The 25,508-nt window shown below is 70.6% G+C and carries 29 protein-coding genes; 18 read left to right on the forward strand and 11 right to left on the reverse strand.

Annotation, left to right across the window (positions count from 1 at the left end):
• Positions 1-12 precede the first annotated feature (12 nt).
• The gene (locus tag NWFMUON74_RS14435; RefSeq protein ID WP_187688303.1) at positions 13-1,656 is read left to right on the forward strand and encodes an ABC-F family ATP-binding cassette domain-containing protein; all 1,644 of its coding nucleotides are present in this window, start codon (positions 13-15) and stop codon (positions 1,654-1,656) included.
• A 203-nt stretch (positions 1,657-1,859) separates the two neighbouring features.
• On the opposite strand, the gene NWFMUON74_RS14440 is transcribed toward NWFMUON74_RS14435, so the two are convergent.
• Positions 1,860-2,417, reverse strand: coding sequence for a TetR/AcrR family transcriptional regulator (locus NWFMUON74_RS14440; RefSeq protein ID WP_187688304.1), 558 nt, complete (start codon positions 2,415-2,417; stop codon positions 1,860-1,862).
• 98 nt (positions 2,418-2,515) lie between these two features.
• Between NWFMUON74_RS14440 and NWFMUON74_RS14445 the strand changes: the two genes are divergently transcribed.
• Positions 2,516-3,184: a lysophospholipid acyltransferase family protein gene (locus tag NWFMUON74_RS14445; protein WP_187688305.1), complete on the forward strand. Its 669-nt coding sequence runs from the start codon at positions 2,516-2,518 to the stop codon at positions 3,182-3,184.
• Here the strand turns inward: NWFMUON74_RS14445 and NWFMUON74_RS14450 are convergent.
• Positions 3,181-4,119 carry a phosphotransferase gene (locus NWFMUON74_RS14450; protein WP_187688306.1) on the reverse strand — a complete coding sequence of 313 codons (939 nt, stop codon included), beginning with the start codon at positions 4,117-4,119 and terminating at the stop codon, positions 3,181-3,183. The two genes, NWFMUON74_RS14445 and NWFMUON74_RS14450, sit on opposite strands and share 4 nt — an antisense overlap.
• Before the next feature lie 52 nt (positions 4,120-4,171).
• On the reverse strand, positions 4,172-4,477 hold the full coding sequence (locus NWFMUON74_RS14455) for a hypothetical protein (protein ID WP_187688307.1): 306 nt from the start codon (positions 4,475-4,477) through the stop codon (positions 4,172-4,174).
• Between the two features lie 202 nt (positions 4,478-4,679).
• On the opposite strand from NWFMUON74_RS14455, the gene NWFMUON74_RS14460 reads away from it, so the two are divergent.
• On the forward strand, positions 4,680-5,087 hold the full coding sequence (locus NWFMUON74_RS14460; RefSeq protein ID WP_187688308.1) for a PPOX class F420-dependent oxidoreductase: 408 nt from the start codon (positions 4,680-4,682) through the stop codon (positions 5,085-5,087).
• A 26-nt stretch (positions 5,088-5,113) separates the two neighbouring features.
• Here NWFMUON74_RS14460 and NWFMUON74_RS14465 read toward each other — a convergent pair whose 3' ends face one another.
• On the reverse strand, positions 5,114-5,722 hold the full coding sequence (locus NWFMUON74_RS14465) for a nucleoside/nucleotide kinase family protein (RefSeq protein WP_187688309.1): 609 nt from the start codon (positions 5,720-5,722) through the stop codon (positions 5,114-5,116).
• Between the two features lie 119 nt (positions 5,723-5,841).
• Between NWFMUON74_RS14465 and NWFMUON74_RS14470 the strand changes: the two genes are divergently transcribed.
• Together NWFMUON74_RS14470 and NWFMUON74_RS14475 are read left to right on the forward strand one after the other, a co-directional pair.
• Positions 5,842-6,663 carry an acyl-CoA thioesterase gene (locus NWFMUON74_RS14470; protein WP_187688310.1) on the forward strand — a complete coding sequence of 274 codons (822 nt, stop codon included), beginning with the start codon at positions 5,842-5,844 and terminating at the stop codon, positions 6,661-6,663.
• A gap of 99 nt (positions 6,664-6,762) precedes the next feature.
• The gene (locus NWFMUON74_RS14475) at positions 6,763-7,410 is read left to right on the forward strand and encodes a response regulator (protein WP_187688311.1); all 648 of its coding nucleotides are present in this window, start codon (positions 6,763-6,765) and stop codon (positions 7,408-7,410) included.
• On the opposite strand, the gene NWFMUON74_RS14480 is transcribed toward NWFMUON74_RS14475, so the two are convergent.
• Together NWFMUON74_RS14480 and NWFMUON74_RS14485 are read right to left on the reverse strand one after the other, a co-directional pair.
• Positions 7,411-8,379 (reverse strand): Acg family FMN-binding oxidoreductase, encoded by a 969-nt coding sequence (locus NWFMUON74_RS14480; RefSeq protein ID WP_187688312.1) that lies wholly within the window; start codon positions 8,377-8,379, stop codon positions 7,411-7,413.
• Between the two features lie 114 nt (positions 8,380-8,493).
• Positions 8,494-9,189, reverse strand: a complete 696-nt coding sequence (locus NWFMUON74_RS14485; RefSeq protein ID WP_232111019.1) for a GAP family protein — start codon at positions 9,187-9,189, stop codon at positions 8,494-8,496.
• 110 nt (positions 9,190-9,299) lie between these two features.
• On the opposite strand from NWFMUON74_RS14485, the gene NWFMUON74_RS14490 reads away from it, so the two are divergent.
• Together NWFMUON74_RS14490 and NWFMUON74_RS14495 are read left to right on the forward strand one after the other, a co-directional pair.
• Entirely contained in the window at positions 9,300-10,490 is a 1,191-nt protein-coding gene (locus tag NWFMUON74_RS14490; RefSeq protein ID WP_232111020.1) for a sensor histidine kinase, read from the forward strand.
• Entirely contained in the window at positions 10,487-11,131 is a 645-nt protein-coding gene (locus NWFMUON74_RS14495; RefSeq protein ID WP_187688314.1) for a response regulator, read from the forward strand. The genes NWFMUON74_RS14490 and NWFMUON74_RS14495 overlap by 4 nt, the downstream gene beginning before the upstream one ends.
• Here NWFMUON74_RS14495 and NWFMUON74_RS14500 read toward each other — a convergent pair.
• A complete protein-coding gene (locus tag NWFMUON74_RS14500; protein WP_425343086.1) occupies positions 11,128-12,915 on the reverse strand; it encodes an APC family permease in 1,788 nt (595 codons plus the stop codon). The genes NWFMUON74_RS14495 and NWFMUON74_RS14500 overlap by 4 nt on opposite strands.
• 130 nt (positions 12,916-13,045) lie before the next feature.
• Between NWFMUON74_RS14500 and pdxT the strand changes: the two genes are divergently transcribed.
• Together pdxT and NWFMUON74_RS14510 are read left to right on the forward strand one after the other, a co-directional pair.
• Complete coding sequence (gene pdxT / locus NWFMUON74_RS14505) at positions 13,046-13,660, forward strand: pyridoxal 5'-phosphate synthase glutaminase subunit PdxT (protein ID WP_187688315.1); 615 nt, start codon at positions 13,046-13,048, stop codon at positions 13,658-13,660.
• 112 nt (positions 13,661-13,772) lie between these two features.
• On the forward strand, positions 13,773-14,525 hold the full coding sequence (locus NWFMUON74_RS14510) for a YebC/PmpR family DNA-binding transcriptional regulator (RefSeq protein WP_187688316.1): 753 nt from the start codon (positions 13,773-13,775) through the stop codon (positions 14,523-14,525).
• A 55-nt stretch (positions 14,526-14,580) separates the two neighbouring features.
• On the opposite strand, the gene NWFMUON74_RS14515 is transcribed toward NWFMUON74_RS14510, so the two are convergent.
• Positions 14,581-14,856: a YggT family protein gene (locus NWFMUON74_RS14515; RefSeq protein WP_187688317.1), complete on the reverse strand. Its 276-nt coding sequence runs from the start codon at positions 14,854-14,856 to the stop codon at positions 14,581-14,583.
• A 224-nt stretch (positions 14,857-15,080) separates the two neighbouring features.
• Between NWFMUON74_RS14515 and NWFMUON74_RS14520 the strand changes: the two genes are divergently transcribed.
• The gene (locus NWFMUON74_RS14520) at positions 15,081-15,221 is read left to right on the forward strand and encodes a hypothetical protein (RefSeq protein ID WP_187688318.1); all 141 of its coding nucleotides are present in this window, start codon (positions 15,081-15,083) and stop codon (positions 15,219-15,221) included.
• Positions 15,222-15,242: 21 nt separating this feature from the next.
• Here NWFMUON74_RS14520 and NWFMUON74_RS14525 read toward each other — a convergent pair whose 3' ends face one another.
• A complete protein-coding gene (locus NWFMUON74_RS14525; protein ID WP_187688319.1) occupies positions 15,243-15,557 on the reverse strand; it encodes a DMT family transporter in 315 nt (104 codons plus the stop codon).
• A 93-nt stretch (positions 15,558-15,650) separates the two neighbouring features.
• Here NWFMUON74_RS14525 and NWFMUON74_RS14530 point away from each other — a divergent pair, with 93 nt between their 5' ends.
• The 4 genes from NWFMUON74_RS14530 to ruvB all read left to right on the forward strand — a co-directional run bounded on the left by NWFMUON74_RS14530 (position 15,651) and on the right by ruvB (position 18,532).
• Entirely contained in the window at positions 15,651-16,160 is a 510-nt protein-coding gene (locus NWFMUON74_RS14530; RefSeq protein WP_187688320.1) for an O-acetyl-ADP-ribose deacetylase, read from the forward strand.
• Between the two features lie 106 nt (positions 16,161-16,266).
• The gene (ruvC, locus tag NWFMUON74_RS14535; protein WP_187689159.1) at positions 16,267-16,836 is read left to right on the forward strand and encodes a crossover junction endodeoxyribonuclease RuvC; all 570 of its coding nucleotides are present in this window, start codon (positions 16,267-16,269) and stop codon (positions 16,834-16,836) included.
• The gene (ruvA, locus tag NWFMUON74_RS14540) at positions 16,833-17,438 is read left to right on the forward strand and encodes a Holliday junction branch migration protein RuvA (RefSeq protein WP_187688321.1); all 606 of its coding nucleotides are present in this window, start codon (positions 16,833-16,835) and stop codon (positions 17,436-17,438) included. The genes ruvC and ruvA overlap by 4 nt, the downstream gene beginning before the upstream one ends.
• An 8-nt stretch (positions 17,439-17,446) precedes the next feature.
• The gene (gene ruvB / locus NWFMUON74_RS14545; RefSeq protein ID WP_187688322.1) at positions 17,447-18,532 is read left to right on the forward strand and encodes a Holliday junction branch migration DNA helicase RuvB; all 1,086 of its coding nucleotides are present in this window, start codon (positions 17,447-17,449) and stop codon (positions 18,530-18,532) included.
• Positions 18,533-18,538: 6 nt separating this feature from the next.
• Here ruvB and NWFMUON74_RS14550 read toward each other — a convergent pair whose 3' ends face one another.
• Complete coding sequence (locus NWFMUON74_RS14550) at positions 18,539-19,501, reverse strand: DUF8017 domain-containing protein (RefSeq protein ID WP_187688323.1); 963 nt, start codon at positions 19,499-19,501, stop codon at positions 18,539-18,541.
• Positions 19,502-19,624: 123 nt separating this feature from the next.
• Positions 19,625-20,290 carry a TetR/AcrR family transcriptional regulator gene (locus tag NWFMUON74_RS14555; protein ID WP_187688324.1) on the reverse strand — a complete coding sequence of 222 codons (666 nt, stop codon included), beginning with the start codon at positions 20,288-20,290 and terminating at the stop codon, positions 19,625-19,627.
• A gap of 38 nt (positions 20,291-20,328) precedes the next feature.
• Between NWFMUON74_RS14555 and NWFMUON74_RS14560 the strand changes: the two genes are divergently transcribed.
• The 4 genes from NWFMUON74_RS14560 to secF all read left to right on the forward strand — a co-directional run bounded on the left by NWFMUON74_RS14560 (position 20,329) and on the right by secF (position 25,465).
• Positions 20,329-21,822 (forward strand): flavin-containing monooxygenase, encoded by a 1,494-nt coding sequence (locus tag NWFMUON74_RS14560; protein WP_187688325.1) that lies wholly within the window; start codon positions 20,329-20,331, stop codon positions 21,820-21,822.
• A gap of 96 nt (positions 21,823-21,918) precedes the next feature.
• On the forward strand, positions 21,919-22,374 hold the full coding sequence (gene yajC, locus NWFMUON74_RS36870; RefSeq protein WP_187688326.1) for a preprotein translocase subunit YajC: 456 nt from the start codon (positions 21,919-21,921) through the stop codon (positions 22,372-22,374).
• 104 nt (positions 22,375-22,478) lie between these two features.
• Positions 22,479-24,272 carry a protein translocase subunit SecD gene (gene secD, locus NWFMUON74_RS14570; protein WP_187688327.1) on the forward strand — a complete coding sequence of 598 codons (1,794 nt, stop codon included), beginning with the start codon at positions 22,479-22,481 and terminating at the stop codon, positions 24,270-24,272.
• A 2-nt stretch (positions 24,273-24,274) separates the two neighbouring features.
• Complete coding sequence (gene secF / locus NWFMUON74_RS14575; protein WP_187688328.1) at positions 24,275-25,465, forward strand: protein translocase subunit SecF; 1,191 nt, start codon at positions 24,275-24,277, stop codon at positions 25,463-25,465.
• Positions 25,466-25,508: the final 43 nt, after the last annotated feature.

Consider the following 25,508-nt stretch of genomic DNA (forward strand, 5'->3'; position numbering starts at 1 on the left):
CGGAGGAAGACAATGACCATCCGGATTCGACCTGCCCGGGCGCGGGCGCAATTGACCTGTTCCGACCTCCGTGTACAGCGCGGTGAACGCACCGTGCTCGACGGTGTCGACCTGACCGTCGGGCCCGGCTCGCGGTGGGGTGTCGTCGGCGAGAACGGGCGCGGCAAGTCCACATTGCTGCACGTGCTCGCCGGACTGCTGACACCCGACGCGGGCCGCGTGCAGCGGATCGGCACACTGGCACTGGCCACCCAGGAGATGCCCGACCACGACGAACGCACGATCGGCGACGTCGTCGACGAACACCTGGCGGCCGCCCGCGACGCCGTGCGGCGGCTCGACGCGGCCGCCGCGGCGCTGACCGAGGGCCGTCCCGGCGCCGACGAAGAGTACAGCGCGGCATTGGATCTCGCGCAACTGCTGGACGCCTGGGACGCCGATCGCCGCGTCGATGTGGCCCTGGCGGGACTCGGGGCGGTGACCGATCGCGAGCGCCCACTGCGGACGCTGTCGGTGGGGCAGCGGTACCGGGTGCGGCTGGCGGTGCTGCTGGCCGCGGGCGACGACTTCCTGCTGCTGGACGAGCCGACCAATCACCTCGACCGGGCCGCGCTGGAGTTCCTGACCGCCCGGTTGCGTGCCTTCGCCGGTGGCATCGTGGTGGTGAGCCACGATCGGGCCCTGCTGTCGGATGTCGCGGAGACGATCCTGGATCTGGATCCGACCCGCGACGGCAGGCCGCGCGTCTACGGCGGCGGCTACTCCGGCTACCGGGCCGGGCGGCACGCCGAACTCGAGCGCTGGGCGGAGGAATATCAACAGCAGCAGACCGACCGCGCGCGGCTGGCGCAGGATCTGTCGGCGGCGCAGAACCGACTGGTGACGGGATGGCGGCCCGACAAGGGCACCGGCAAACACCAGCGCGCCACCCGGGCCGGGTCGCTGGCCCGCGCCGTGCACCGGCGGCAGGACGAGCTGGAACGGCATCGGATCACCGCGCCGACGCCGCCGCAACGGTTCGCGATGCCGGAACTACCTGCCCGCCAAGGGGTTACGCTCGTGCGCGTCGAAGAGGTGACCGTGGCGGGCCGTGTGGTGCGGCCGGTCGATCTGGCGCTGGACTCCGGTGACCGCCTGGTGATCGCGGGCCCCAACGGTGCGGGCAAATCGACGCTGCTGGCGGTGCTCGCCGGAACGCTCGAACCCGATGCGGGGCAGGTGCATCGGGCTCGTCGCGCGCGAATCCATCTGCTACGCCAGGAATCTCGTCATCCGCTGCGGCGCCGCGCGCGTGAGCTGTACCGCGCGCACGTCGAGGCGGCGGTGAGCGCGGGGGTGCTGGCCGAGTCCGAGGTGGTCGGCCTGTCATCGCTGGGGCTGCTGAGCTCCCACGAGGCGAACAAGCCGATCGGCGAACTCTCCATGGGCCAGCAGCGCCGCCTGGACCTCGCCTGCGCCCTGGCCTCCCGGCCGCACCTGCTGCTCCTCGACGAGCCGACCAACCATCTCTCGATCACCCTGGTCGACGAGCTCACCGAGGCCCTGCGTGCCACCCCGGCCGCGGTCGTGGTGGCCACCCACGACCGCCAACTTCAGCGCGACCTGCGGGATTGGCCGCGGCTGTCCCTGCACCCGCCGGTCCCCGCCCGCCCCTGATCCGTGGCAGGCGGGCCAGCGTAGCGGCGGTGGGGGCTGTCATGGTGGTCGGTGGTGTCCGTGGCAGGCGGGCCAGCGTAGCGGCGGTGGGGGCTGTCATGGTGGTCGGTGGTGTCCGTGGCAGGCGGGCCAGCGTAGCGGCGGTGGGGGCTGGCATGGCGTTCGGTGGCATCTATGGCGGGGCGGCGTTCGGTGCGGCGGGGTCAGGGCGGCGGGGTGAGGTGGCGGTCCACCAGGGCGGCCGCCAGGTGGACCGGGTCGGTGCCCGGGGCGACCAGCTCGAGGCTGCGGTTGGCCACCAGCACCGCGGTGCCGTGCACGCTCGCCCACAGCTGGAGTGCGCGCTGTCCACTGTCGTCGGCGGTGCACTCGGCGACGAGGTCGGCGAAGCGGCGATACATCGGGAGGGTCCGGCGGCGGAGTTGTTCGCCGGATCCTTCCAGCAGGTCGTGGCGGAACATGAGGGCGAACATCTCCGGCCGGTCGGCGGCGAAGCGCACATAGTCGGCGGTCATCCGCTCGATCCGGGTCCGTGCGGGCTGTTGCGCGTGCGCCTCGAAACGTGTTTGCAGATCGGTGAATCCGCGCGCGGCGATCGCCGACAGCAGCGCCGCGTGGGTCGGGAAGTACCGCCGGGGCGCCCCGTGCGAGACCCCCGACTGCCGTGCGATCGTCCGCAGCCCGAGCCGTGCCACCCCCTGCTCCTCCAGCAGCTCGACCCCGACCGCCACCAGGCGATCGCGCAGCGACTCCTCTGTCATGGACGCCATTGTGCCCGCACCCGCCGCACGCCCAGTGCGTAGACACTGTCTGCCGACTCTGGTAGACAGTGTCTACGCATTCTCGGGAAAGGTGATCGATGGCGTATCGGTTGTTGAAGTACGTGCTGATCGGACCGCTGCTGTGGCTGCTCGGGCGGCCGGAGGTGGAAGGGCTGCACCATGTTCCGCGATCGGGCCCGGTGATCGTGGCGGCCAATCATCTGGCGGCCATCGATTCGCTGTATCTCGCTCTGGTGCTGCCGCGGCGGATCACGTTCCTCGCCAAGCGGGAGTACTTCACCGAGCGTGGGCTGCGCGGCCGGATCAACCGATGGGTGATGACGGCGACCGGCCAGGTGGCGGTGGACCGCTCCGGCGGTTCCGCCTCGACCGCCGCCCTGGACGCGGCCGCGCGCATTCTCGAATCCGGCGGCGTGTGGGGCATCCACCCCGAAGGCACCCGCTCACCCGACGGCCGGGTCTACCGCGGCCGCACCGGCGCCATCCGAGTCGCCATGCGCACCGGCGCACCTCTGGTCCCGGTAGCCCTGTCCGGCACCGACCTGGTGAACCGCCGCGGCCGCCGTCTACTCCGCCCCGCCCGCGTCCACATCGTCTTCGGCCGCCCCCGCACCTTCCCGCCCCTCGACCGCCCCACCGTCCGCACCGAAACCGACGCCCTGATGACCGAACTGGCCCACCGCTGCGGCCGCCACTACGTGGACCACTACGCCACCCACTTCACCCCCACCCCGGCGAACCACTAGTCCCATCCCACCCGCCGCCGCAACCACTCCCGTGTCACCGCGCCCGAACGAGCCTGGTGGGCACGGAGTCTCGGCGAGCGCGGTGGCACGGGCAGGCGGCTGTTGTACGTCCAGAATCCGGTCAGCGCGCACACGAGCGCATCGATGGCCGCCGGGTCGACCGCGCGGGTGAGAGGGTGTGCGGTGAGGATCGGATCGGGGTCGACGCCGTCGAGGGCGATCGACGGCGCCAAGATGACCAGGTCGGCCCAGGCCGCGCCGCGGCAGGGCGCGGCCCAGTCGACCACGCAGACGATGCCGTCGGAGCCGAGGAGCATATTGTCCGGCCGAAGATCGCTGTGCAGCAACGTCTCTCCGGCACAGTGTGTCGGCCAGGTGGACTCCAGGTCGGCCAGTAGGTCCAGATTGCGCCGTGACCAGTCGTCGAGATCCGGCGGCGGGCCGTGCTCGGCGAACTGCTGCCAGCGGCTCAGCGCGCGCCCGTAGGCATCGGTGACGGCGCGCATCCCCGGCAGCGGGCTGGGCGTCAGCGCATCGGCCAGGCGCTCGACCGTGGCCAGTACGGCGGCCAGATCCGCGGGTTCGCGCAGCCGCGGATGGCGGCCCGCGACATCGTCGAACACCATCGCGAACCAGCCATCGATCTCGGCGGTGAACCGCAGCGGCGGCGCGGGTACCGACCGCGGCAACCCCGCCGCGACCCCGGCCTCGGCCCGGTACATCCCGGCCAGGGCGTCGTCGACGGGAATCGCCTTCGCGAACGCCCTGCGTCCGTCGGCCAGGACCAGCCGGGCGGCCAGGCCGTGGGTGAACCCGCCCGCCTGCCCGGCCGCCGCCCGGACCTCGCCGCCGAGTCCGCGCTCGAGTTCGGCCCGGACCGAGCGCGGCAACTCGGCCCATTCGGTCCGGAACGAGGTACTGTCCTCAACCACCATCGCACCATGGTGAGCCACACCGGGTGCGCGCTCCACCTATTTGCCGCGGCTGCTACAGCCCGAAACTTCCGCCGCCGGAGGGCCTCTTGAAGTCGACGGTCGTGCCGTAGGCGGTGGCCGTGGTGCCCGGTGCGATGGCGGCCTCGGCGGGGCCGGAACAATTGTCGGAGCGGTAGATGTACGCCGTGCGGTCGCTGGTGTGGTTCTCCACGGTGATGTCCATGGGGCCGATATCGATGCAGCCCGCCAAATCGTTGTAGCGGTCCTGATACACGATCCCGTTGATGATCGCGATCTCATCCCCGGCGGCCGGTGCGGCGGGCGCGGCGAACAATGTCGCGACAACTCCGGCCGCCATGGCGAATACCTTCACGACAACCGAGCATCCCAACGGTCATGGATAGGGACAAGCCCCCGAAACCTCCGGCGGGACGAAATCGGGCGCGGCTGTCGCCGGCGCGGACTCGCTGCGATGAATTCGCCGGGCAGGCGCCGTCATAACGGGTATCAGGGTCGGTCGGTGTGCTGACCGGCGCGGAATACGAAACCGAGGAAGACGCATGGCGCGACTGACAGGCAAGGTGCGAGAGTTGTTCGACGGCAAGAATTTTGCCGTATTGTCCACGCTCGAACCGGACGGCGGACCACAGGCGACAGTGGTATGGGTCGAGCGTGACGGGGACGACCTCGTCTTCGCGTTGCCCGGTCGCCGCCGCAAGGTCGCCAACCTCCGAAGGGATCCCAGGGCGGCTGTCACGGTTTTCGACGCGGCCAGTCCGTACGACAGTGTCCAGGTGCAGGGCACGGCGACGATCCTGGACGATCCGGACGGCGTCCTGATCCAGCAGGTTTCGCACAAGTACACCGGTGGGCCCTACCCCGGCTTCGCCGGGCCGGACCCGCAATGGGTGACCGTGCGAGTCACCGTCGACAAGGTCACCACCACGTGGTCGGAGGGATCGGCGTAGCCGGATGCTTCCACGATCGCGACGGCTTATGCGTTCCGGACGGCGGGGCGGTCCCGGTGGTCCCAATTGACCAGGACGTCGGGCTCTTCGGGGGTGCTGCGGCGGTGGTGGAGCAGGGCGTCGACGGTGAAGGCGTCGGCGGGGGCGGTGGTGCGGCGCAGGGCGGGCTCCGACAGGCGCAGTTCGATGGTGAGGTCGAAGTCGAGGCCGCGGCCCAGCAGCATCGGGCCCGCGACGAACAGGACGGTGGCGGGGGTGGCGGGAAGGACTGTGGCGCGGGCGGACCGGTCGCTGGACTCGTCCCAGAGGGCGGGGAGCCAGCGGTGCCGGCGGCGTAGTGCCTGCAGCACTTCACGATCCAGGCCGGGATAGTCGAACCAGGCTGTGCGATAGGTTGTTTCGTCGCGGCCGTACTCCAGGCGCAGCGACGCGGGACGGACGTAGTCGTGCAGGGCGACGACCCCGGACGGGCGGCCCAGAGCGGGCAGGCGGGCGGCGACGGTGCGGGCGAAACCCACGGGGTCGGCCGCGTCGGCGCCGTCGACCGCGACCACGGCCGGTCGGGGCAGGGCGAGCGCGCGCTCGGTGACGAGGTCCGCCAGGGCGTCGGTGGTGATCGGGGCGAACGGGGGCACCCGACCATGATGCCCGCGCCGCGCCGCGCGAGACCCGGGTCACGGACCCGGTGAGCCGGGCGCCGGAAGATGTTCGCCATTGTTTAACCTGAGCAGGTTCATTCCCGGAAGGACGGTTGATGGCGACGATCGAAGAGGCCCTCGAGATCGAACGGCTCGAGCGGGACATCTTCCGTGGCGCGTCCACGAAGACCCAGCTGCCACGAACCTTCGGCGGGCAGGTCGCCGGACAGGCGCTGGTGTCGGCCGTGCGAACGGTGGACCCGTCGTACCAGGTGCACTCGCTGCACGGTTACTTCCTGCGGCCGGGCAACCCGCAGGAGCGCACGGTCTACCTCGTCGAGCGCATCCGCGACGGGCGGTCCTTCTGCACCCGCCGGGTGACCGGCGTGCAGAACGGCGAGGCCATCTTCACCATGTCGGCGTCGTTCCACATCGGCGACCAGGGGCCCGAGCATCAGGACGAGATGCCGGAAGTCCCACTGCCGCACGATCTTCCGGACGCCCGCACCTCGATGAGCCCGGAGGCGCTGTGGGCCATGCGGGAATGGGAGCACTGGGACATCCGCACCATCCCGCAGGAACAGGTGACCCGCAAGAACGGCCTGGTCGCGCAGCAGCAGGTGTGGTTCCGCTACCGGCACTCGCTGCCCGACGACCCGCTGTTCCACGTGTGCACGCTCGCCTACATGAGCGATATGACGCTGCTGGGATCGTCGAAGGTGATCCACCCCGACGAGCCGACCCAGAACGCGTCACTGGACCACGCCATGTGGTTCCTGCGCCCGTTCCGCGCCGACGACTGGCTGCTCTACGACCAGGCCTCGCCGTCGGCCGGCTTCGGCCGCGCGCTGACCGGCGGGCGGATCTTCAACCAGGAGGGTCAGCTCGTCGCGGCCGTCGTCCAGGAGGGCCTCATCCGCCACCTGCGCGAGGGCTGACCTCCGTTTGAGGCCCCCCGCCGTCGGGTAGCCGTTCGATAGCTGACGGGCTGGTCACTGCCCGCTGCGCGGTGCCACCGTCGAGGCGAGGAGGCTGCGATGGTCGATGTGTTCGTCGTCGACGACCACGAGGTCGTCCGGCGCGGACTGCGTGACCTCCTCGACGAGACCCCCGATCTGACGTTCGTCGGCGAGGCCGACACCTGCGCCGCGGCGCGCGCCCGCGTCCCGGCCGTCCATCCGGATGTCGTCGTCCTCGACTTCCGGCTGCCCGACGGCAACGGCGACGAGCTGTGCCGGGACCTGCTGACCGCGGTGCCCGGACTGCGCTGCCTGATGCTCACCGCGTTCGCCGACGAACCCTCGATGCTCGGCGCGATAGTCGCGGGCGCCGACGGCTATCTGGTCAAGGACGCGCGCGGCCCCGAACTCGTCGAAGCCATCCGGGAGATCGCCGCCGGACGGTCACTGCTGGATTCGCGCGCCACGGCCGCCGTGGTCGCGGCGCTGCGGACCCAGGCCGAGTGGCAGGACGGGCCCCTCGCCGAGCTGACCGAGCGCGAGCGGGCGGTGCTCGGGCTCCTGGGCCGCGGGCTCACCAACCGGCAGATCGCGCAGCGAATGTTCTTGTCGGAGAAGACGATCAAGAATTACGTGTCGCGGGTGCTGCGCAAGCTCGACGTGCGGGGCCGGACCGAGGCGGCGGTGCTGGCCGCCCGGATGGGGCTGATCCACACCCGGCAGTGATCAGCCGTCGAGCACGTCGCCGACGGTCCGGCGCGGCGTGGTCGGCAGCGGCGGGCTGTTGGCCGGCACCCAGCCGATCCGCACCATCGTCTGCGGGAACGCGCAATCGTGCAGGACGGCCTCGCGGATGTCGCGGCGCAGATCCGGCATGCCGAGCGGCTCGGTCTGGATGCAGGTGGACAACCCGAGGTCGGTCGCGGTGAGGAGCAGTTCGCTGGTCGCCTCCCCGGCGGACAGCTGGAAGCGCCGGTCGTCGCCCGCTGTGCAGACCACCAGCCACTCCGCCGCGTCGGTGCTCGCCGCGGCGTCGGCCAGGGCCGGATCGGCGAACGCCCGGCCCGGGAGTTCGTCGCCCGGGCGCGCCGGAGGCGTGTTGCGGGCCGGGACCCCGTCCGGGCTGCCGTGCCGTCCGCTCCAGGCCACGAGTTCGCGCAGGTATGCCGGATCCTCGGCGTGCCGATCGGCCGCGCACCGCATCGAACCCGCCAGCCGGGCGCGCAGCACGGGCGGCACATGGCGGACGGCGGCGCCGAATCGGTTGGCCCGGCTCGACACCGTCCGGATGTAGCCGTGCGGGACGTCGATCGAGGCGAAGCGCCGCCGGTCGCTCTGGCGCAGCAGGATCGCGGCGGTGAGTTCGATGTCGGCGTCGGTGGGCTGCCGGGGCGTCGTGGTGATCGTCGCGAGCAGGTCGGGGCGGTCCGGATCGGGGGTTCTGGTCACCGTCGCGGCCCAGCCCAGCCCGGCGAGCGCGACCCGCATGTGGTGCAGCGCCGCACCGCAGCTCACCACCAGCGCGCGCTGCACGGGATCGGTACAGGGCAGGTGCCGATCGGTATCGGCGTAGAGCTCCAGGCGATCGGCGGCGACCCGCCAGCGCCAGGGTTGGGTGTTGTGCACCGACGGCGCGCGCACCGCCATGCCGAGGGCGACTTCGAGGGTTTCGTCGTCCGGCAGCGCACTGGCCATGCTGGGCCGTCCTTCCAGATCGGATTGCCGACGTCACCGACCAGGTTGCCCGGATCCGCGGTGACAGGCAGTGGTAGGAAGGTCCCCGAAACCCGGGCCCCGGGTCCTTACCCGCTAGCCCCCGGTGAGGCCGCCGAGCGCGCCGCGGGCCAGCACGATACCCGCGATGGCCAGGGCCCAGCCGGTCGCGCTGTCGGCGTACCGGGACAGGAATCGGTCCAGCGTGGCGAGCATCGGCTCGATCGTGGTGTGCAGCAGGGTGCGCCCCGCGGTGAGCAGCAGCGCGGGGACGATCATGATCGCGCAGTACCCCGCCAGCAGCGCGACCGCGGAACCGGTTGGGACATCGCTGGATACGAGCAGCCCGATCGCGGCCAGGTACGGGACCATCGACACCGCCTCGAGCGCGCCCGCGGCGACCGCCAGCCCGGCCAGCCCGGCGGCCGAGGACTGGCGGCGCAGCGCGCGCGCCCGCCAGACCGCGGTGCGATCGGGTTCGCCGCGCGCCCTGCGTTTCTTGGAATCGAACCGCCACGAGACGGCGAACAGCGCGATGCCCAGCAGCAGTTGCGGCACCAGCAGTACCGGGCTGCGGGTCAGCGTGCCGAGCCGGTCGAGTCCCGCGCCCGCGACCGTCAGCAGGAGCAGGCCCAGCGCGAAGTAGAAGACCGCGATGGCGGCGAGGTAGCACAGCAGCCGCCGCGCGGGTGGGCGGTCGGGCGCCAGCAGCAGCCACACCGGGACGATCAGTGTGCCGATGCTGGTGCTGTCGACCAGAGCCAGGCCGACGAGAGCCGCGATCAGTGTCACGCCGGTCAGCCTCGCCCGGTGCCGATGGTTCCGGCGTCGGCTGTCGGACCGACCGGCCGTCATCACTTCGGCGGACCCGGCCCCGGCCGCGGCTGTGCTGTGATGGTGCGGTGAAGCAGTGGGGAGCCCTGTCGGCGAATACGCAGGACGCGCTGGTGGCGCTGTTCGCGTTCGCCGTCGGCGCCGTGCTGTACCTGTCGGGTCTGTACCCGCTCGGGGGTGCGAGCTCGACCCCGCTGTCCGCGCGGTTCGCGGTGCTGGCACTGCTGTGCGCGGCGACGCTACTGCGTCGGCGGGCGCCGGTGGTGGCGCTGCTGGCGGGACTGGTGCCGGTGGGTATCGATCTGGCGCTGGGCCCCACGGTGCCGGTGTGGATCGTGTACTCGGATCTGATCTACGCGGCGTGCCTGTATGCGAGCCACCGGGTTTCGCGGATCGTCACGGCGAGTTGCGTGGTGCTGACGGTCGTCTTCGCGCTCGTGGTCTTCGTGCTCACGGGGGACTGGCGGGCACCGGCGATCGTCGTCGCCGCGGCCTCGGTGTTCGTCGGCATGTCGATCTGGTGGGCGCTGGCGGTGCGCCACCACAAGGAGCTGGCCGCGGTCGAACGCACCCGGGCTCAGGCGCTGACGCTGGTCGCCGACCTGGACCGGCGGGCGGCCGTCGCCGACGAACGCCGCACCATGGCCCGCGACCTGCACGACGTGATCGCCGGGCATCTGTCGGCCATCGCGCTGCAATCCGAGGCCGCGCTCGGCGTGCTCGCCCGCGACGATCCCGATTCCGCCGTCGCGGGGATCCTCGGCTCGATCCGCGCCAACAGCGTCAGCGCGCTGCAGGAGATGCGGACCATGATCGGCCTGCTGCGCCGCGACGACGGCGGCGCGGACGGGGCGGCCGCACCGCGCGGACTGGCCCAGCTGGCCATCCTGGTCGACGCCGCCCGCGCCGCCGGAACCATTGTGCGCCTGCGGGATTCGGGTCTGCGGGCCGAGATTCCCAGCGCGGTGGACCAGGCCGCGTACCGCATCGTCCAGGAGGCGCTGACGAACGCCATGAAGCACGCACCCGGCCGGGAGGTCGATATCGCGGTGCGCGCCGACACGGACGCCGTGGCGCTGTCGGTGCGCAACCGGCTCCCCGCCGCGCCGTCACCGGACGTCGACCGCCCCCGCCGTGGTCTGTTCAACATGCGCGAACGCGCGGCGGCGCTCGGCGGAAGTTTCTCCGCCACCGCCGATTCCGACGACTGGGTGGTGACGGCCCGGCTGCCGATTCGCGAAAGACCGGAGGTGGCATGACGATTCGGGTGCTGATCGCCGACGACCACGGCGCGATCCGGGCCGGGCTGCGGATGATCCTGGACACCGCCGAGGACATCGAGGTGGTCGGCGAGGCCGCCGACGGCGACATCGCGGTCGCGCAGGCCAAAGCGCTGCGGCCCGACGTGGTGCTGATGGACGTGCGGATGCCCGGCGTGGACGGCATCACCGCCACCGCCCAGATCACCGCCGAGGGCCTGGCCGGGGTACTCATCCTCACCACCTTCGACCTGGACGAATACGTCTTCCGCGCGCTGCGCGCCGGGGCGTGCGGGTTCATCCTGAAATCGGTGTCGAGCCAGGCGCTGCTCGCGGCGGTGCGTTCCGTGGCGGCCGGCGACGGAGTCCTCGCGCCCGAGGTGACCCGCGCGGTCATCACCGCCTTCGCCACCACCGGCCCGCCCGCCGAGCCGAAACCGGACCTGCTCGCCGGCCTCACCGAGCGCGAACGCGAGGTGCTGGCCTGCCTGGGTGAGGGCCTGTCCAACGCCCAGATCGCCGCACGCCTCTACATCGGCGAGACCACCGTGAAGACCCACGTCTCCCGCGTGCTCACCAAACTCGGTGTGCAGTCCCGCGTGCAGGCGGCCATCCTCGCCCGCGAGGCCGCGCCGGGCTAGGTCGTCTGCACGCGCAGGTGGCAGACCACCGTGTCGGGCAGTCGGCGCAGGCGTCGTTCCAGTTCGTCGCTGCGATGGCTGGGGAGCACGCGGTCCCAGCCGGTGGGCGGGTCGACCTCGGCGATGAGCACCACCTTGCGGCGGCCGTCGAAGTTGTCGCGCACGAACCGGGCCACCGGATCGCCGACCGAGCAGGCGCCCGCATCGATGATCTCCAGCCGCACCTGCGGATGCCAGGCTGCCCACGCCTCGGTGAATGCCACGGTGTTCTCCCCGGGCAGGCACACGTGCACCGCCACCACCTCCCGGCCCAGCGACAGTGCCGCCGACAGCGCCTCGCGGCTGAGCTCGGACACCTCCGACACCGGCACCACGATCACCGCGCCGGTGGGCCGCGGCGCGGCGGGCGTGCCGCCCGCGCCGCGGCGATCGTCGATCCGGCGGTAGGTGCGGCGCACCCGCTCCATGCCGTACACCAGCAGCGGCAGCACCAGCACGATCAGCCAGGCCCCGGCCGTGAACTTCATCGCGGTGGTGACCAGCGCGGCGACGAAGGTCAGCAACGCGCCGAAACCGTTGAGCGCCATCCGCCATCCGCCGCCGCCGCGCCGCCGCCAGTGCACCACCATGCCCGCCTGAGCGATGGTGAACCCGACGAACACACCGATCGCGAACAGCGGAACCAGCGCGTTCATCTCGCCCGCGGCCGCGAGCAGCAGCACGCCCGCCGAAACGCCCAGGCCCAGCACGCCGTAACGGTACACCAGCCGCGGCGTGGCGACGGCGAAGCGGTGCGGCAGGCAGTTGTCGTCGGCGAGGATCTTGGTCAGCGTCGGCAGGCCGCCGAAGGAGGTGTTGGCGGCCAGCGCCAGCAGCGTCACCGTCGCGAATTGCACGATGTAGTAACCGATTCCGTGGCCGAGTGCGGCCTCGGTGAGCTGCGACAGCACCGTGCTGCCGTCGACCGGCCGCACATCGAACCGGCCGATCAGCGTCGCCAGGCCGAGCAGCATCACGCCCAGCAGCACGCCCAGGGCCACCTCCGCGCGCTGGGCCCGGCGCACCCGCGGCTCCTCGAAGCTCGGCACCGCGTTCGCGATCGCCTCCACTCCGGTCAGTGCCGCGCAGCCGCTGGAGAATGCCTTGAGCAGCAACAGGATTCCGATGGTACGGGTGTCGGCGGCGACCGCGGGGCCGGTCTCGGTGACCACGGGCGCCGAGCGCAGCAGCCCGGTCACGATCACCACCAGAATGCCCGCCACGAACATCACCGTCGGCGCCATGAACACCCGCGCGCTCTCGCGGATCCCGGCGAGATTCAACGCGGTGACCCCGGTCAGCACCGCCAGGCAGATCCACACCGTGTAGGGCAGCAGTGCGGGGAAGGCGGAGGTGAGTGCGGCGGTCCCGGCCGCGATCGACACCGCGACATTGAGCACGTAGTCCACGATCAGCGCCGCCGCGGCGACGAGTGCGGCCCGGCGACCGAGATGGCGACCGGCCACGGCGTAGGCGCCACCGCCGCCCGGGAAGGCGGCGATCACCTGCCGGTAGGACGCGATCAGCACGGCGAGCAATGCCACGATCGCCAGGGTCACCGGCAGTGTCAGGCCCAGACCGGCGCTGCCGGCCGCGGCCAGTACCAGCACGACGGCCTCCGGGCCGTAGGACACCGAGGCCATCGCGTCGAGGGAGAGCCCGGCGAGGCCGGTGGAGACGGTGAGCCCGCGCCGGGCCGCGGGGCGGCCGGTCGCGGGCGCGGGTGTCGGCAGAACTTCGATCACCCGGCGAGTGTTCCCTCGTACTGGTCGAGCGAACAGATCCACTTGCGGAACCTTGACGGCCGGGTGAGCGGGACCACACGGCGTTTCGGTCGCGAGCGGGCCCGCAGGGGTCGGCTCGTATGCTCGACTCGTGAGACCGACGATTGGTGTGCTGGCGTTGCAGGGCGATGTGCGGGAGCACTTCCATGCGCTGACGGCCTGTGGCGCCGAGCCGGTGAGCGTGCGGCGGGAGGCGGAGCTGGCCGCGGTGGACGGGCTCGTGCTGCCCGGCGGCGAATCGACCGCCATCAGCAAGTTGCTCGAGGTGTTCGGGCTGCTGGAACCGCTGCGGCAGCGGCTGCGCGACGGTATGCCCGCGTTCGGCTCCTGCGCCGGGATGATCCTGCTGGCTCGCGACGTGCTCGACACCCGGCCCGACGCACAGTCGCTGTCCGGCATCGATATGACGGTGCGGCGCAACGCTTTCGGCCGCCAGGTCGATTCGTTCGAAACCGACCTGGAATTCACCGGCCTCGACGGGGCGGTCCGTGCGGTGTTCATCCGGGCGCCGTGGGTCGAGCGGATAGGCGAGGGAGTGGAGGTGCTCGCGCGGGTACCGTCCGGTCCGGCGGAGGGGCGGATCGTCGCGGTGCGCCAGGGCGGCGTGCTGGCGACCTCATTTCACCCCGAGGTGACCGGGGATCTGCGGGTGCATCGGTTGTTCGTCGACTCCGTGCGGGAACGGGCGGCCGTGCGGCCCTCGTGACGGCCCGGCGCCGATCCCGCGCATCCGCCCGGCGGCGACCGCGGGGCCGACCAGTAGACTGCTCGAATTGTCCACCGGATCCCGAGCACACCGACCTTGAAGGAAGTAGGGAATGAGCGGCCACTCCAAATGGGCCACCACCAAGCACAAGAAAGCCGCCCTCGACGCCAAGCGGGGCAAGCTGTTCGCGAAGCTGATCAAGAACATCGAGGTGGCGGCCCGGACCGGCGGTGGCGACCCGGACGGCAATCCGACGCTGTACGACGCCATCCAGAAGGCGCGCAAGAACTCGGTCCCGCTGGACAACATCGAGCGGGCCCGCAAGCGCGGCGGCGGTGAGGAAGCCGGCGGCGCCGAGTGGCAGACCATCATGTACGAGGGGTACGGCCCCAACGGCGTCGCGGTGCTCATCGAGTGCCTCACCGACAACCGCAACCGCGCGGCCGGCGAGGTGCGGGTCGCGATGACCCGCAACGGCGGCAACATGGCCGACCCGGGTTCGGTGTCGTACCTGTTCAGCCGCAAGGGAATCGTCACGCTGGACAAGAACGGCCTGTCCGAGGACGACCTGCTGATGGCGGTGCTCGACGCCGGCGCCGAGGAGGTCAACGACCTCGGCGAGTCCTTCGAGATCATCAGTGAGCCGGGCGATCTGGTGGCGGTGCGCACCGCGCTGCAGCAGGCGGGGATCGACTACGACTCGGCGGAGTCCGGCTTCCAGCCCTCCACCACCGTCCCCGTCGACGCCGACGGCGCCCGCAAGGTCTTCAAGCTCGTCGACGCCCTCGAGGACAGCGACGACGTCCAGAACGTCTTCACCAACGTCGACGTCTCCGACGAGGTTCTCGCCCAACTCGACGACTGAGCACCGTGCCCGAGGCCGCCTTCCACTCCGGGAGGGCGGCCTTCGGTATCTCCGCCTACAGGCTGAAGGCGACCGAACGAAGGACGAGCACGGCGACGAACACCACCGTGAACGCCAGATCGAGCCCCACGCCGCCCAGCCGCACCGGCTTCAGCACCTTGCGCACCGGCGCGATCACCGGCTCGGTGGCGGCATGAGTGAATCGCCGAACCTTCCACACCCACTGCGGCCGGTTCCCGAGCAGCTCCGCCCAATCCACGATCAACCGCGCGATGAGCAGCAGCAGGAACACCGTCAGCACATACCCCAGTACAGTCCCGACCACGCTCATCCCGGACTCCTTCACGCCGACGTCGGCTCTCCACCAGTACCAACGCACCGGCCCGACGGAAAGTGCCGACACCGCGCAACGGATCGGACGATCGGGGGCGAGTTGGGTCGCCACGCCGCTGGGGTGATTGCAAAACGGTCGGTCGTTACGCAGGGTTGGGTATGTCCGTCGCTTGCCCGTCCTGCTCGTGGCCCGCACCGATGCTCGTGTCCTCGCATCGGACGGTGCGATATCTGCGGTGCGTGTGCGGTAAGTGGCTGGTGGCGCACGGGGGTGGGGTGAGCATGGTGACCGGGCGGGGGACCTGCACGTCGGCGCCCGCACTGCCCGAGCATCTGGAGCTGATTCCGTTACCCGAGGTCTGAGGCCGTGTGAGGTGGATCGCCTCAGTGGAACAGCTTCAGCCCCACCACACCCGCGATGATCAGCAGCAGGCACAGGATGCGGGTGAGCGAGGTCGACTCACCCAGCCAGATCATGCCGACCAGCGCGGTGCCGACCGCCCCGATCCCCACCCAGACCGCGTATCCGGTGCCGACCGGAATGTCGTGCAGCGCCACCCCCAGCCCGGCCATGCTCAGCGCCAGCGCCGTCGCGAAGATCACGGTGGGCAGCGGCTTGCTGAACCCGTCGGACCGTTCCAGCGCGACGGCCCAGGCGGTCTCCATGAACCCTGACAGGACGAGCAGAATCCAGGCCATATCCGATCACCGTAGGTGACCGGCGGGTCGGCGCCGCGGAGGCGGCCCGTGTCGCGGCGGCGCGGTCGAGCGCGGCGCGGCACACTCGACACCATGACCGAACTCGTGCTGGTCCGCGGCGACATCACCGAACAGGACGTGGACGCCGTGGTGAACGCCGCCAATTCGTCGCTGCTCGGCGGCGGCGGTGTCGACGGGGCGATCCACCGCAAGGGCGGCCCGGAGATCCTGGCCGAATGCCGGGACCTGCGCGCGTCGCGCTACGGCAAGGGTCTCCCGACGGGGCAGGCCGTCGCGACCACGGCCGGAGCGCTGCCCGCGCGCTGGGTGATCCACACGGTCGGGCCGAGATGGTCGGCCACCGAGGACCGGTCCGGGCTGCTGGCGTCCTGCTATCGCGAATCGCTGCGCGTGGCGGACGAACTGGGCGCGCGGACGGTCGCGTTCCCGGCGATCTCCACCGGCGTCTACGGCTGGCCGATCGACGACGGCGCCCGGATCGCGGTACAGACCGTCCGGGACACCGGCACGGCCGTCACGCAGATCCGGTTCGTGCTGTTCTCCGCGGATGCCTACACCGCCTTCGCCGAACGGCTGCCCTGACGAAATCGCGGTGAGACCTGAACGGACCCCGTGTCGGTGGGGCGGCGGCCGGGCGCGCTCCGTTAGACTTCGAACAACTGTTCGCGGATGTGGAGGGGTGCTTTTCGTGCGGGTGATGGGCGTCGACCCCGGGCTCACCCGGTGCGGTGTGAGCATCGTCGAGGGCGGACTCGGGCGGCAGGTGACGGCACTCGCCGTCGACGTCGTGCGCACCCCGCCCGAGATGGACCTCGCCCAGCGCCTGCTGCGGGTCGCCGACGCGGCCGAGCGGTGGATGGACACCCATCACCCGGGCGCGGTCGCGATCGAGCGGGTGTTCTCCCAGCACAACGTGCGCACCGCCATGGGCACCGCCCAGGCGGGCGGGGTGATCGCGCTCGCCGCGGCCCGCCGCGACATCCCGGTCCACTTCCACACCCCCAGCCAGGTGAAGGCCGCCGTCACCGGGAACGGGTCGGCGGACAAGGCTCAGGTGACGGCCATGGTCACGCGCATCCTAGGCTTGCGGACGGCGCCGAAACCGGCCGATGCCGCCGACGCGCTGGCGCTGGCGATCTGTCACTGCTGGCGGGCCCCGATGCTGGACCGGATGGCGAAGGCGCAGGCCCAGGCGGCGCAGGCGCAGCGCAAATACGCGGAAAAGCTTGCCCAGCAACGGAAGGCGGTAACGGGGTGATCGCGTCGGTGCGCGGTGAGGTGCTCGAGATCGGACTCGACCACGCGGTGCTGGAGGCCGCGGGCGTCGGCTACCGGCTCAACGCCACCCCCTCCACGCTGGCCGGACTCATCCGCGGGGAGGAGGCCCGGCTCTACACGGCGATGATCGTGCGCGAGGACTCCATGACGCTGTACGGCTTCGCCGACACCGAGGCCCGCGAGCTGTTCGGCCTGCTGCAGACCGTCACCGGCGTCGGCCCGCGGCTGGCCATGGCGGTGCTCGCCGTGCTCGAACCCGAGGCGCTGCGCAAGGCGCTGGCCGAGAGCAATGTCGCGGCGCTCACCCGCGTGCCCGGCATCGGCAAGCGCGGCGCCGAGCGCATGGTGGTCGAGTTGCGCGACAAGGTGAATCTCGTTCCGGTGCAATCGGGTCCGCCCGGCGCCGGGCCCGTGCCGGTGGTCACGCCGGTGCGCGAGCAGGTGGTGGAGGCCCTCACCGGCCTCGGCTTCCCGGCGAAGCAGGCCGAGCCCGCCGTCGACACCGTGCTCACCGACCAGCCCGGCCTGGACACCGCCAAGGCGTTGCGCGCCGCGCTCGGCCTGCTCGGTAAGAACAGGTAGGGCAGCCGATGACCGACCCGCACGACGAGTCCGAATCCCAGGTCACCCCCAGCTACCTGCGGTCCGACGGCGAGATCGAGGCGAGCCTGCGCCCGAAGTCGTTGGACGACTTCATCGGCCAGCCCCGGGTGCGCGAGCAGTTGGCTCTGGTGCTGCGCGGCGCCAAACAGCGCGGCGGCACACCCGATCACGTGCTGCTGTCCGGCCCGCCCGGTCTCGGCAAGACCAGCATGGCGATGATCATCGCCGCCGAACTGGGCTCCGCCCTGCGCATTACGTCCGGACCGGCGCTGGAACGCGCGGGCGACCTGGCCGCCATGCTGAGCAACCTGGTCGAGGGCGACGTGCTGTTCATCGACGAGATCCATCGTATGGCCCGGCCCGCCGAGGAGATGCTGTACCTGGCGATGGAGGACTTCCGGGTCGACGTGGTGGTCGGCAAGGGCCCCGGCGCGACCTCGATCCCGCTGGATATCGCGCCGTTCACGCTGGTCGGCGCCACCACGCGGTCCGGCGCGCTGACCGGCCCGCTGCGCGACCGTTTCGGTTTCACCGGTCACATGGACTTCTACGAGGCCGACGAGCTGCGCCTGATCCTGCTGCGTTCGGCCCGCATCCTGGACGTGCGGATCGACCCCGACGCGGCCGCCGAGATCGCGGGCCGCTCCCGGGGCACGCCACGCATCGCCAACCGGCTGCTGCGGCGCGTCCGCGACTACGCCGAGGTGCGCGAGGACGGCGTGATCACCCGCGCCGTCGCCCACGCCGCACTCGCCGTCTACGACGTCGACGACCTGGGCCTGGACCGCCTCGACCGGGCCGTGCTGGGCGCGCTGGTCCGCAGCTTCGGCGGTGGGCCCGTGGGTGTTTCGACCCTGGCCGTCGCGGTGGGCGAGGAGTCGGCCACCGTCGAGGAGGTCTGCGAACCGTTCCTGGTCCGCGCCGGCATGATCGCCCGCACCCCCCGCGGCCGCGTCGCCACCGCGGCCGCCTGGGAACACCTCGGCCTCGTCCCACCACCCGACCTTGTCTTCGGCTCCATCGAAGTCCGCGGCCGCGAACCCCACCCCACCCTCGACCTGTTCGACTCCTGACCCTGCTCAGAGTTTGCGGATGCTGGTGAAGATCTGCCGGGCCACGTCGGGGGTGATCTCGCCGGGGACGCCGCGGTCGGCGGCGATGGTCAGTACCAGCGTCGGGTTCTGGGGTCCGGGGAAAGCGAAGGTGTACACCGAGAATCGGGTGGTGGTGCAGGCGGGGTTGTCGGGATGCCAGCTGCCGGAGGTCTCGACCATCTGCCCGGCGACGCCGCTGCTCGTGGTGAGCGGGACGGGCGGGGTGGGCGTGGCGTCCGACGGCGCGTTGAAGCCGTAGTCGGCGGCCTTCCTGCCGACGTCGGTGGCGGCGGTCGCGGGATTCGGCTGATCGGAGCGGCTGACGAAGGTGATCGTCCGGTTCGACGACGGGCAATAGTCCTCACCGTCGACGGCGGTTCCGGTGCCGGATATCCGGTTGCCCCGGCCGTCCTCGAAACCGCGGATCATGCTCTCCTTGTCGATCTTCCATCCGGCGGGGACGTCGTAGGCGATGCCGCGGGCGGGCACCGCGACGCCCTGGAAGCCCGGGACGACGGCCGCCGTGGTCGCACCCGGCTGCGCCGCGGTGGGTGGCGCGGTGGTGAACGCCGTCGTGGGCGCGCTGCTCGCCGCGCTGGTCCGCACGGCGGAGGCGGTCGTGGTCCCGGCGGCGGAGTTCTCGCCGGAGCCCGACTTGTTCACGGCGACAACAACACCCACGGCCACCAGCACCAGCACCAGGCCGCCGAGCACGAGTCCGACGATGAGCCCGGTGTTGGAGCCCCGCGGCGGCGGGGTGCCGTACGGGTTGGGCGGCGGATACTGCCCGGGAAACGGCTGCTGCGCCTCCAGCGGCGGATACTCGTACGGCTGCGCCGCGGGCGGATACCCGTGCGGCTGCGGCGGCGCGTACGGCGGATGCCCGATCGGTGGTTGCTGCCCGGAGCCCTGTGCCGGTTGATTCCACCATTGCGGGTCTTCTGTCACGGTGTATTTCCTTCTGTCCCAAGCACGGCCACCACCACGAAGGCGCCCTGGTCTCGACCGCGGCACGCACACGCGTGGTTATCGTAGGCACCCGCGGGCGACCTCCCCGGGCGGGAGAACCCGTCAGTCCTTGCGGACGCCATCGATCAGCAGGCGGCGAATGGCCTGGGTCAGATCGGCGGCCGCGGCCGGGTCGGGATCGCGCAGGCCGTGCACCACGCCGGCGAGCATCATGCCCGTGACCGCCTTGGCCGTGTTCGCGGTGTCCAGATCGGCGCGCAGATAGCCCAGTTCGACGCCGTGCTCGAGGTAGCCGGCGGTGAGGGCGTCGGCGGTGTCCAGCAGTCCGTACAGGCGCTGGGTCAGCTCGCTGTCGATGCCGGTCGCCTGGAACAGCAGCAGCTGCGACACCCGGCGGTCCTCCAGGAAGATGCGGTTCAGGGCGGCGCCGATGCGCTCCACCTGTGCGCGGTACTCGTCCAGCGTGGTCGCCGCGTCGGGCGCGTTGTCGGTGCCCAGCGAGTCGATGATGCGGGCGGCCAGGTCGTCGATGACGTGGTCGATGATGTCGCGCTTGTTGGCGAAATAACGGTAGAAGGTGCCGTGCCCGATCCCCAGCTCCGTCGCGATGTCGGCGATACCCGTTGCGTGGTAACCCTTTTCGGCGAAACAGGCGAACGCGGTGTCGATGATCTCCTGCCGGAGCTCGGCCTTGCGACGCTCGAGATGTGTGGATGGCTTCGGCACGAACCCGATGATACGGTGTTCCGCAACGGAATGATGTGTCATTCTGTAATAGATACTTCTGGTAACAGGGGAGGTTCGACGTGGCACCTCGGTACGACGCAGTGGTCGTAGGGGCCGGATTCGGCGGGATGGGCGCGGGTATCGAGCTGGACCGGCTCGGCCTGGGCAATTTCGTGATTCTCGAGCGCGAGGACGATCTGGGCGGCACCTGGCATGTGAACCGGTATCCGGGCCTGGCCGTGGACATCGCCTCGGTCACGTACTCGTACTCGTTCGAGCCGAACCCGTTCTGGTCGCGGCTGTTCGCGCCGGGCGCCGAGCTGAAGAAGTACGCCGAGCACGTCGCCGACAAATACGACCTGCGCCGCCGGATGCGGTTCGGCCGGGCCGTCGGCGGCGCCCGCTGGGACGAGGAGCAGCAGCACTGGGTCGTGTCGGTCGACGGCGGCGAGACGTTGACCGCGCGCTATCTGCTGGCCGCCACCGGGTTCCTCTCCCAGCCCTACACGCCGCCGTTCCCCGGCATCGATACCTTCGCGGGCAAGATCCTGCACACCACCGCGTGGGAGGAGGACGTCGACCTCACCGGCCGCAGGGCCGCGATCATCGGCACCGGCGCGACCGCGGTGCAGCTGGTGCCGGAGGCGGCGAAGCGGGTCGCGGAGCTGACGGTCTTCCAGCGCACCCCGATCTGGGTGGTGCCCAAGGTCGACACGCCCATCCCGAAGCCGGTGCAGCAGCTGTTCGCCAAGGCGCCGCTCACGCAGAAGGCCGCGCGCCTGGTGAACACCAGCGCGCTGGAACTGCTCATGGTGGCCGGAGTGCTGCACTACCGGCAGGCCAAACTCGGCAACAAGGCCGCGGCGCTACTGGCCAAGGCGCATCTGCGGGCGCAGGTCCGCGATCCGCAGACCCGCCGCAAGCTCACGCCGGACTACGACTTCGGCTGTAAGCGGCCCACCTTCTCCAACACCTACTTCAAGACCTTCAACGAACCGCACGTGCGGCTGGAGACCAACTCCATCGATCACGTCGAGCCCGACGGCATCGTCACCGCCGACGGGCACAAGACCGAGATCGACACCCTGATCCTGGCCACCGGATTCAACCTGTGGGACGTCAACTTCCCGGCCATCGAGATCATCGGCCGCGACGGGGTGAACCTCGGAAAGTTCTGGCGCGACAACAGGTTCCAGGCGTACGAGGGCATCACCGTGCCCAAGTTCCCGAACTTCCTCAGCCTCAACAGCCCGTACTCCTACAGCGGCCTGTCCTACTTCACCACCATCGAGGCGCAGATGAAGCACATGGGCCGGTTGTTCGGTGAGCTGTTCCGGCGCGGTGAGCAGGTGTTCGAGGTGACCGAGCAGGCCAACGCGCGTTTCCTGGACTACGTCACGAACAAGCTGGGCTCGTCGGTGTTCTACGGCGGGCAGTGCGCGACCGCCCGCAGCTACTACTTCAATCAGCACGGCGAGGCTGCGCTGCTGCGGCCCAACAGCACCCTGACCACCCACCGGGAAGCCGTCAGCTTCCCACTGGACGACTACACCTACGGGGAGCGGGCGGCATAGTCCGCGGCGGTGCGGGTGTGGCGGTATCGCGGCGGACTGGCAGACTGTGTGGGTAAATACCCATCCCAACCCACAGACTAGGGACCGACTACGACGATGGAACTGCTGTTTCCGCTGCTGCTGGTAGCCCTGCTCGTGCCGATGTTCCTCGGTGTCCGCCGCCAGAAGCGGGAGGCGGAGAAGGTCGCTTCCATGCAGGAGGCGCTGAAGATCGGCGACCGCGTCACCACCACGTCGGGTTTGTACGGCACCGTGGTCGACGCCGACGAGACGACCGTCGACCTGGAGATCGCCGAGGACGTCGTCACCACCTGGCTGCGCGCCGCGATTCGCGACGTGCGCACCGACGAAGCCGACCCCGCCGATGCCACCACGGAGGCGGCCGAGACCTCCGCCGCGTCGGACGACGTCGTGGCCGAGGCGGCCTCCGACCGGCCCGCTACCGAGAAGCCCGCTGCCGAGAACCCCGCCGCCGACAAGCCGGCCGAGAACACCCGGCCCGCGGCGGAGGAATCGGCGGAGGACACCGCCACCCGGCTCGGCAAGGACTGAACGCAGCCCGCCCATCGCACCGCGCCCGATTCGCGGTGCGATGGCGTCGGCGCGTGCCCGTGCGTTCCGCTCGCCCACTCGACACCGCCTAGGAGAAAAGTACTGTGCCACCTTCCAAGGGAACGGGGCATCCGCTGCGCTTGCTCGGCGTCTATGCCGCGCTCTTGGCCGTGATCTACGCGCTGGTGTTCTTCACCGGTGACAAGTCACCGGAGCCCAAGCTGGGCATCGACCTGCAGGGCGGCACTCGGGTGACGCTCTCCGCGCGCACGCCCGACGGTAAGAAGCCGAGCCAGGACAGCCTCGAACAGGCCCAGCAGATCATCGAGTCCCGGGTCAACGGGCTCGGCGTGGCAGGTTCGGAGGTCGTCATCGACGGTGACACCCTGGTGATCACCGTGCCGGGTGAGAACGGTGATCAGGCCAAGTCGCTGGCCACCACCGCGAAGCTGTATGTCCGGCCGATGCTCAACGAGGTTCCGGTACAGGCCGCCGCGCCGGGTCAGCCCGATCAGCCCGGTCAGCCCGGACCGACGCCGTCGGGTGCCGCCGTCCCGCCGGGAGAATCCGCGTCCCCGGAGACGCCCACCTCGCCCGCCGAACCCGCGCCGACCTCACCGAGCGAACCCGCGCCCGGCGCGGGGGAATCCGCGCCGACTCCGCAGAACCGGGTCTTCCCCGCGCAGGCGCCGACTCCGGAGCCCAGCCCGACCCCGGCTCCGTCGACGACTCCCGCTGCGCCGCAGGGTAATCCGAACGATCCGGCGGCGCCGCAGCAGGTGCAGCAGCAGATCGCGCAGGCGCGCGAGCTGCGGCAGAGTGACGATCAGCAGACCCAGCAGCTGGCCGTGGCGACCCTCGCCGCCGGCGGCTGCGGCGCGGCCGACCCGCTGGCCGGTAACGACGACCCGGCCAAACCGCTGGTCACCTGCTCCACCGATGGCAAGTTCGTCTACCTGCTCGGCCCGAGCGCCCTCGACGGTCAGCAGATCTCCGACGCGACCTCCGGCTACAACCAGCAGCAGTCGCAGTGGGAGGTGAACGTGAAGTTCACCTCCGCCGGTGGCAAGACCTGGGGCCAACTCACCGACCAGTACTACCAGCAACGGCTGGCGTTCACCCTGGACTCGAAGGTGATCAGCGCCCCCGTGGTCCAGGCCGCGGGCCAGTACAGCGGCGATACCCGGATCTCCGGCAACTTCAACTCGCAGACCAGCAAGGACCTGGCCAATCAGCTGAAGTACGGTTCGCTGCCGCTGTCGTTCGCCACCTCCGAGGCCCAGACGGTCTCGGCGACGCTGGGCCTGTCCTCGCTGAAGGCGGGTCTGATCGCGGGCGCGGTCGGTCTGGTGGCGGTGCTGCTGTACTGCCTGCTCTACTACCGGATGCTCGGCTTCCTGGCCGGATTCTCGCTGATCGCTTCCGGTGTCGCGGTGTACGGCATCATCGTGCTGCTGGGCCGGTGGATCAATTTCACGCTGGATCTCGCCGGTATCGCCGGTCTGATCATCGGTATCGGTATGACCGCGGACTCGTTCGTGGTGTTCTTCGAACGAATAAAGGACGAGATGCGCGAGGGCCGCAGTTTCCGCTCGGCCGTGCCGCGCGGCTGGGCGCGCGCCCAGCGCACCAACCTGTCCGGTAAGACGGTCAGCCTGATCGCCTCGGCCGTGCTGTACATCCTGGCCGCCGGGCAGGTGAAGGGCTTCGCGTTCACCCTCGGCCTGACCACCGTGCTCGACGTCATCGTCCTGTATCTGGTCACCGCGCCGCTGATGATGATGGCCTCGCACTCGCCGTTCTGGGCGAAACCCGCGGTCAACGGCCTGGGCGCCGTGCAGCAACTCGCTCGTGAACGCAAGGCCGCCGCGGGCGTGCTTGCCGGAAAGGAGGCGTGAGCATGAGCAACCATTCCGTTCTCGACGCGGAACCCGTCGGCGAGCCTGCCGCCGGTACGCCGAAACACGGCTTCTTCGAACGCCTCTACACCGGCACCGGCGGGTTCCGGATCGTCGGCCGCCGCCGGTTCTACTACGCGCTGAGCCTGGCGCTCGTGCTGATCGCGCTGCTCAGCATCGCCGTGCGCGGCTTCACCCTGGGCATCGATTTCGCCGGCGGCACCCGCATCCAGATGCCCGCGGGTGCCGACGTCAGCACCACACAGGTCGAGGATGCCTACAACCGGGCGCTCGGCCACGACCCGGTGACCGTGCAGAAGGTCGGCTCCGGCGCGGCAGCCTCGTTCGAGATCCGTTCGGACACACTGGAACCCGTCCAGCAGGAGCAGGTGCAGGACGCGCTGTTCAACACCTTCCACCCGAAGGACTCCAGCGGCGCGGTCAGCCGCAACGCGATCAGCATCGCCGAGATCAGCGAGACGTGGGGCGGGCAGATCACCCGCAAGGCGCTGATCGCGCTGGTGGTGTTCGTCGTGCTGACGATGATCTACATCGCGATTCGATTCGAGCGCGACATGTCGATCGCGGCGATCGCCTCGCTGTTCTTCAACCTGATCGTCACGGCGGGCATCTATTCGATCGTCGGCTTCGAGGTCACACCGGCCGCGGTGATCGGCCTGCTCACCATCCTCGGCTACGTGCTCTACGACAATGTCGTGGTGTTCGACAAGGTGGAGGAAAATACCCGCGGTGTCCTGCATCTGACCCGGCGGACCTACGGCGAGCAGGCCAACCTGGCCGCCAACCAGACCCTGATGCGTTCCATCAACACCACCGTGATCGGCATCCTGCCGATCGTCGGCATGCTGGTGATCGCCGTGTGGCTGCTGGGTGTCGGCACCTTGAAGGACTTGGCGCTGGTGCAGCTGGTCGGCATGATCGTCGGGGCCTACTCGTCCATCTTCTTCGCGGTGCCGCTGCTGGTGTCGATCAAGGAGCGGTTCGGCCCGGTGGCCGCGCACACCAGGAAGGTGCTCGCCAAGCGTTCGGCCGTCGGCCGTGAGCGCATCGGCGAGGCTGCGGCGCAGCGCGCCGGCGCGGCCAGCGGTGTGACCCGGCCGCGCCAGACCGGTTCCGGCGCACCGAGACCCGGCGCCCGGCCGAGCGGGAAGCGGCACAAGAGAAGGCACTGAGCGTGCGGCGGGGGTGGCCGGGCCGCCTCCGCGACAGCTCGAG

This window comes from Nocardia wallacei (genome assembly GCF_014466955.1).
GTDB classification, from domain to species: domain Bacteria; phylum Actinomycetota; class Actinomycetes; order Mycobacteriales; family Mycobacteriaceae; genus Nocardia; species Nocardia wallacei.

Excerpts from the sequence above, each read along its gene's own strand:
- yajC (WP_187688326.1), top strand. The coding sequence starts at position 21,919 with ATGGAACTGCTGTTTCCGCTGCTGCTGGTAGCCCTGCTCGTGCCGATG.
- NWFMUON74_RS14530 (WP_187688320.1), top strand. The coding sequence starts at position 15,651 with ATGACCGAACTCGTGCTGGTCCGCGGCGACATCACCGAACAGGACGTG.
- NWFMUON74_RS14460 (WP_187688308.1), top strand. The coding sequence starts at position 4,680 with ATGGCGCGACTGACAGGCAAGGTGCGAGAGTTGTTCGACGGCAAGAAT.
- NWFMUON74_RS14495 (WP_187688314.1), top strand. The coding sequence starts at position 10,487 with ATGACGATTCGGGTGCTGATCGCCGACGACCACGGCGCGATCCGGGCC.
- NWFMUON74_RS14470 (WP_187688310.1), top strand. The coding sequence starts at position 5,842 with ATGGCGACGATCGAAGAGGCCCTCGAGATCGAACGGCTCGAGCGGGAC.
- secF (WP_187688328.1), top strand. The coding sequence starts at position 24,275 with ATGAGCAACCATTCCGTTCTCGACGCGGAACCCGTCGGCGAGCCTGCC.
- NWFMUON74_RS14555 (WP_187688324.1), bottom strand. The coding sequence starts at position 20,290 with ATGACACATCATTCCGTTGCGGAACACCGTATCATCGGGTTCGTGCCG.
- NWFMUON74_RS14440 (WP_187688304.1), bottom strand. The coding sequence starts at position 2,417 with ATGACAGAGGAGTCGCTGCGCGATCGCCTGGTGGCGGTCGGGGTCGAG.
- NWFMUON74_RS14525 (WP_187688319.1), bottom strand. The coding sequence starts at position 15,557 with ATGGCCTGGATTCTGCTCGTCCTGTCAGGGTTCATGGAGACCGCCTGG.
- NWFMUON74_RS14510 (WP_187688316.1), top strand. The coding sequence starts at position 13,773 with ATGAGCGGCCACTCCAAATGGGCCACCACCAAGCACAAGAAAGCCGCC.
- ruvB (WP_187688322.1), top strand. The coding sequence starts at position 17,447 with ATGACCGACCCGCACGACGAGTCCGAATCCCAGGTCACCCCCAGCTAC.
- NWFMUON74_RS14480 (WP_187688312.1), bottom strand. The coding sequence starts at position 8,379 with ATGGCCAGTGCGCTGCCGGACGACGAAACCCTCGAAGTCGCCCTCGGC.
- NWFMUON74_RS14445 (WP_187688305.1), top strand. The coding sequence starts at position 2,516 with ATGGCGTATCGGTTGTTGAAGTACGTGCTGATCGGACCGCTGCTGTGG.
- NWFMUON74_RS14455 (WP_187688307.1), bottom strand. The coding sequence starts at position 4,477 with ATGGCGGCCGGAGTTGTCGCGACATTGTTCGCCGCGCCCGCCGCACCG.
- NWFMUON74_RS14515 (WP_187688317.1), bottom strand. The coding sequence starts at position 14,856 with ATGAGCGTGGTCGGGACTGTACTGGGGTATGTGCTGACGGTGTTCCTG.
- NWFMUON74_RS14475 (WP_187688311.1), top strand. The coding sequence starts at position 6,763 with ATGGTCGATGTGTTCGTCGTCGACGACCACGAGGTCGTCCGGCGCGGA.
- NWFMUON74_RS14435 (WP_187688303.1), top strand. The coding sequence starts at position 13 with ATGACCATCCGGATTCGACCTGCCCGGGCGCGGGCGCAATTGACCTGT.
- NWFMUON74_RS14450 (WP_187688306.1), bottom strand. The coding sequence starts at position 4,119 with ATGGTGGTTGAGGACAGTACCTCGTTCCGGACCGAATGGGCCGAGTTG.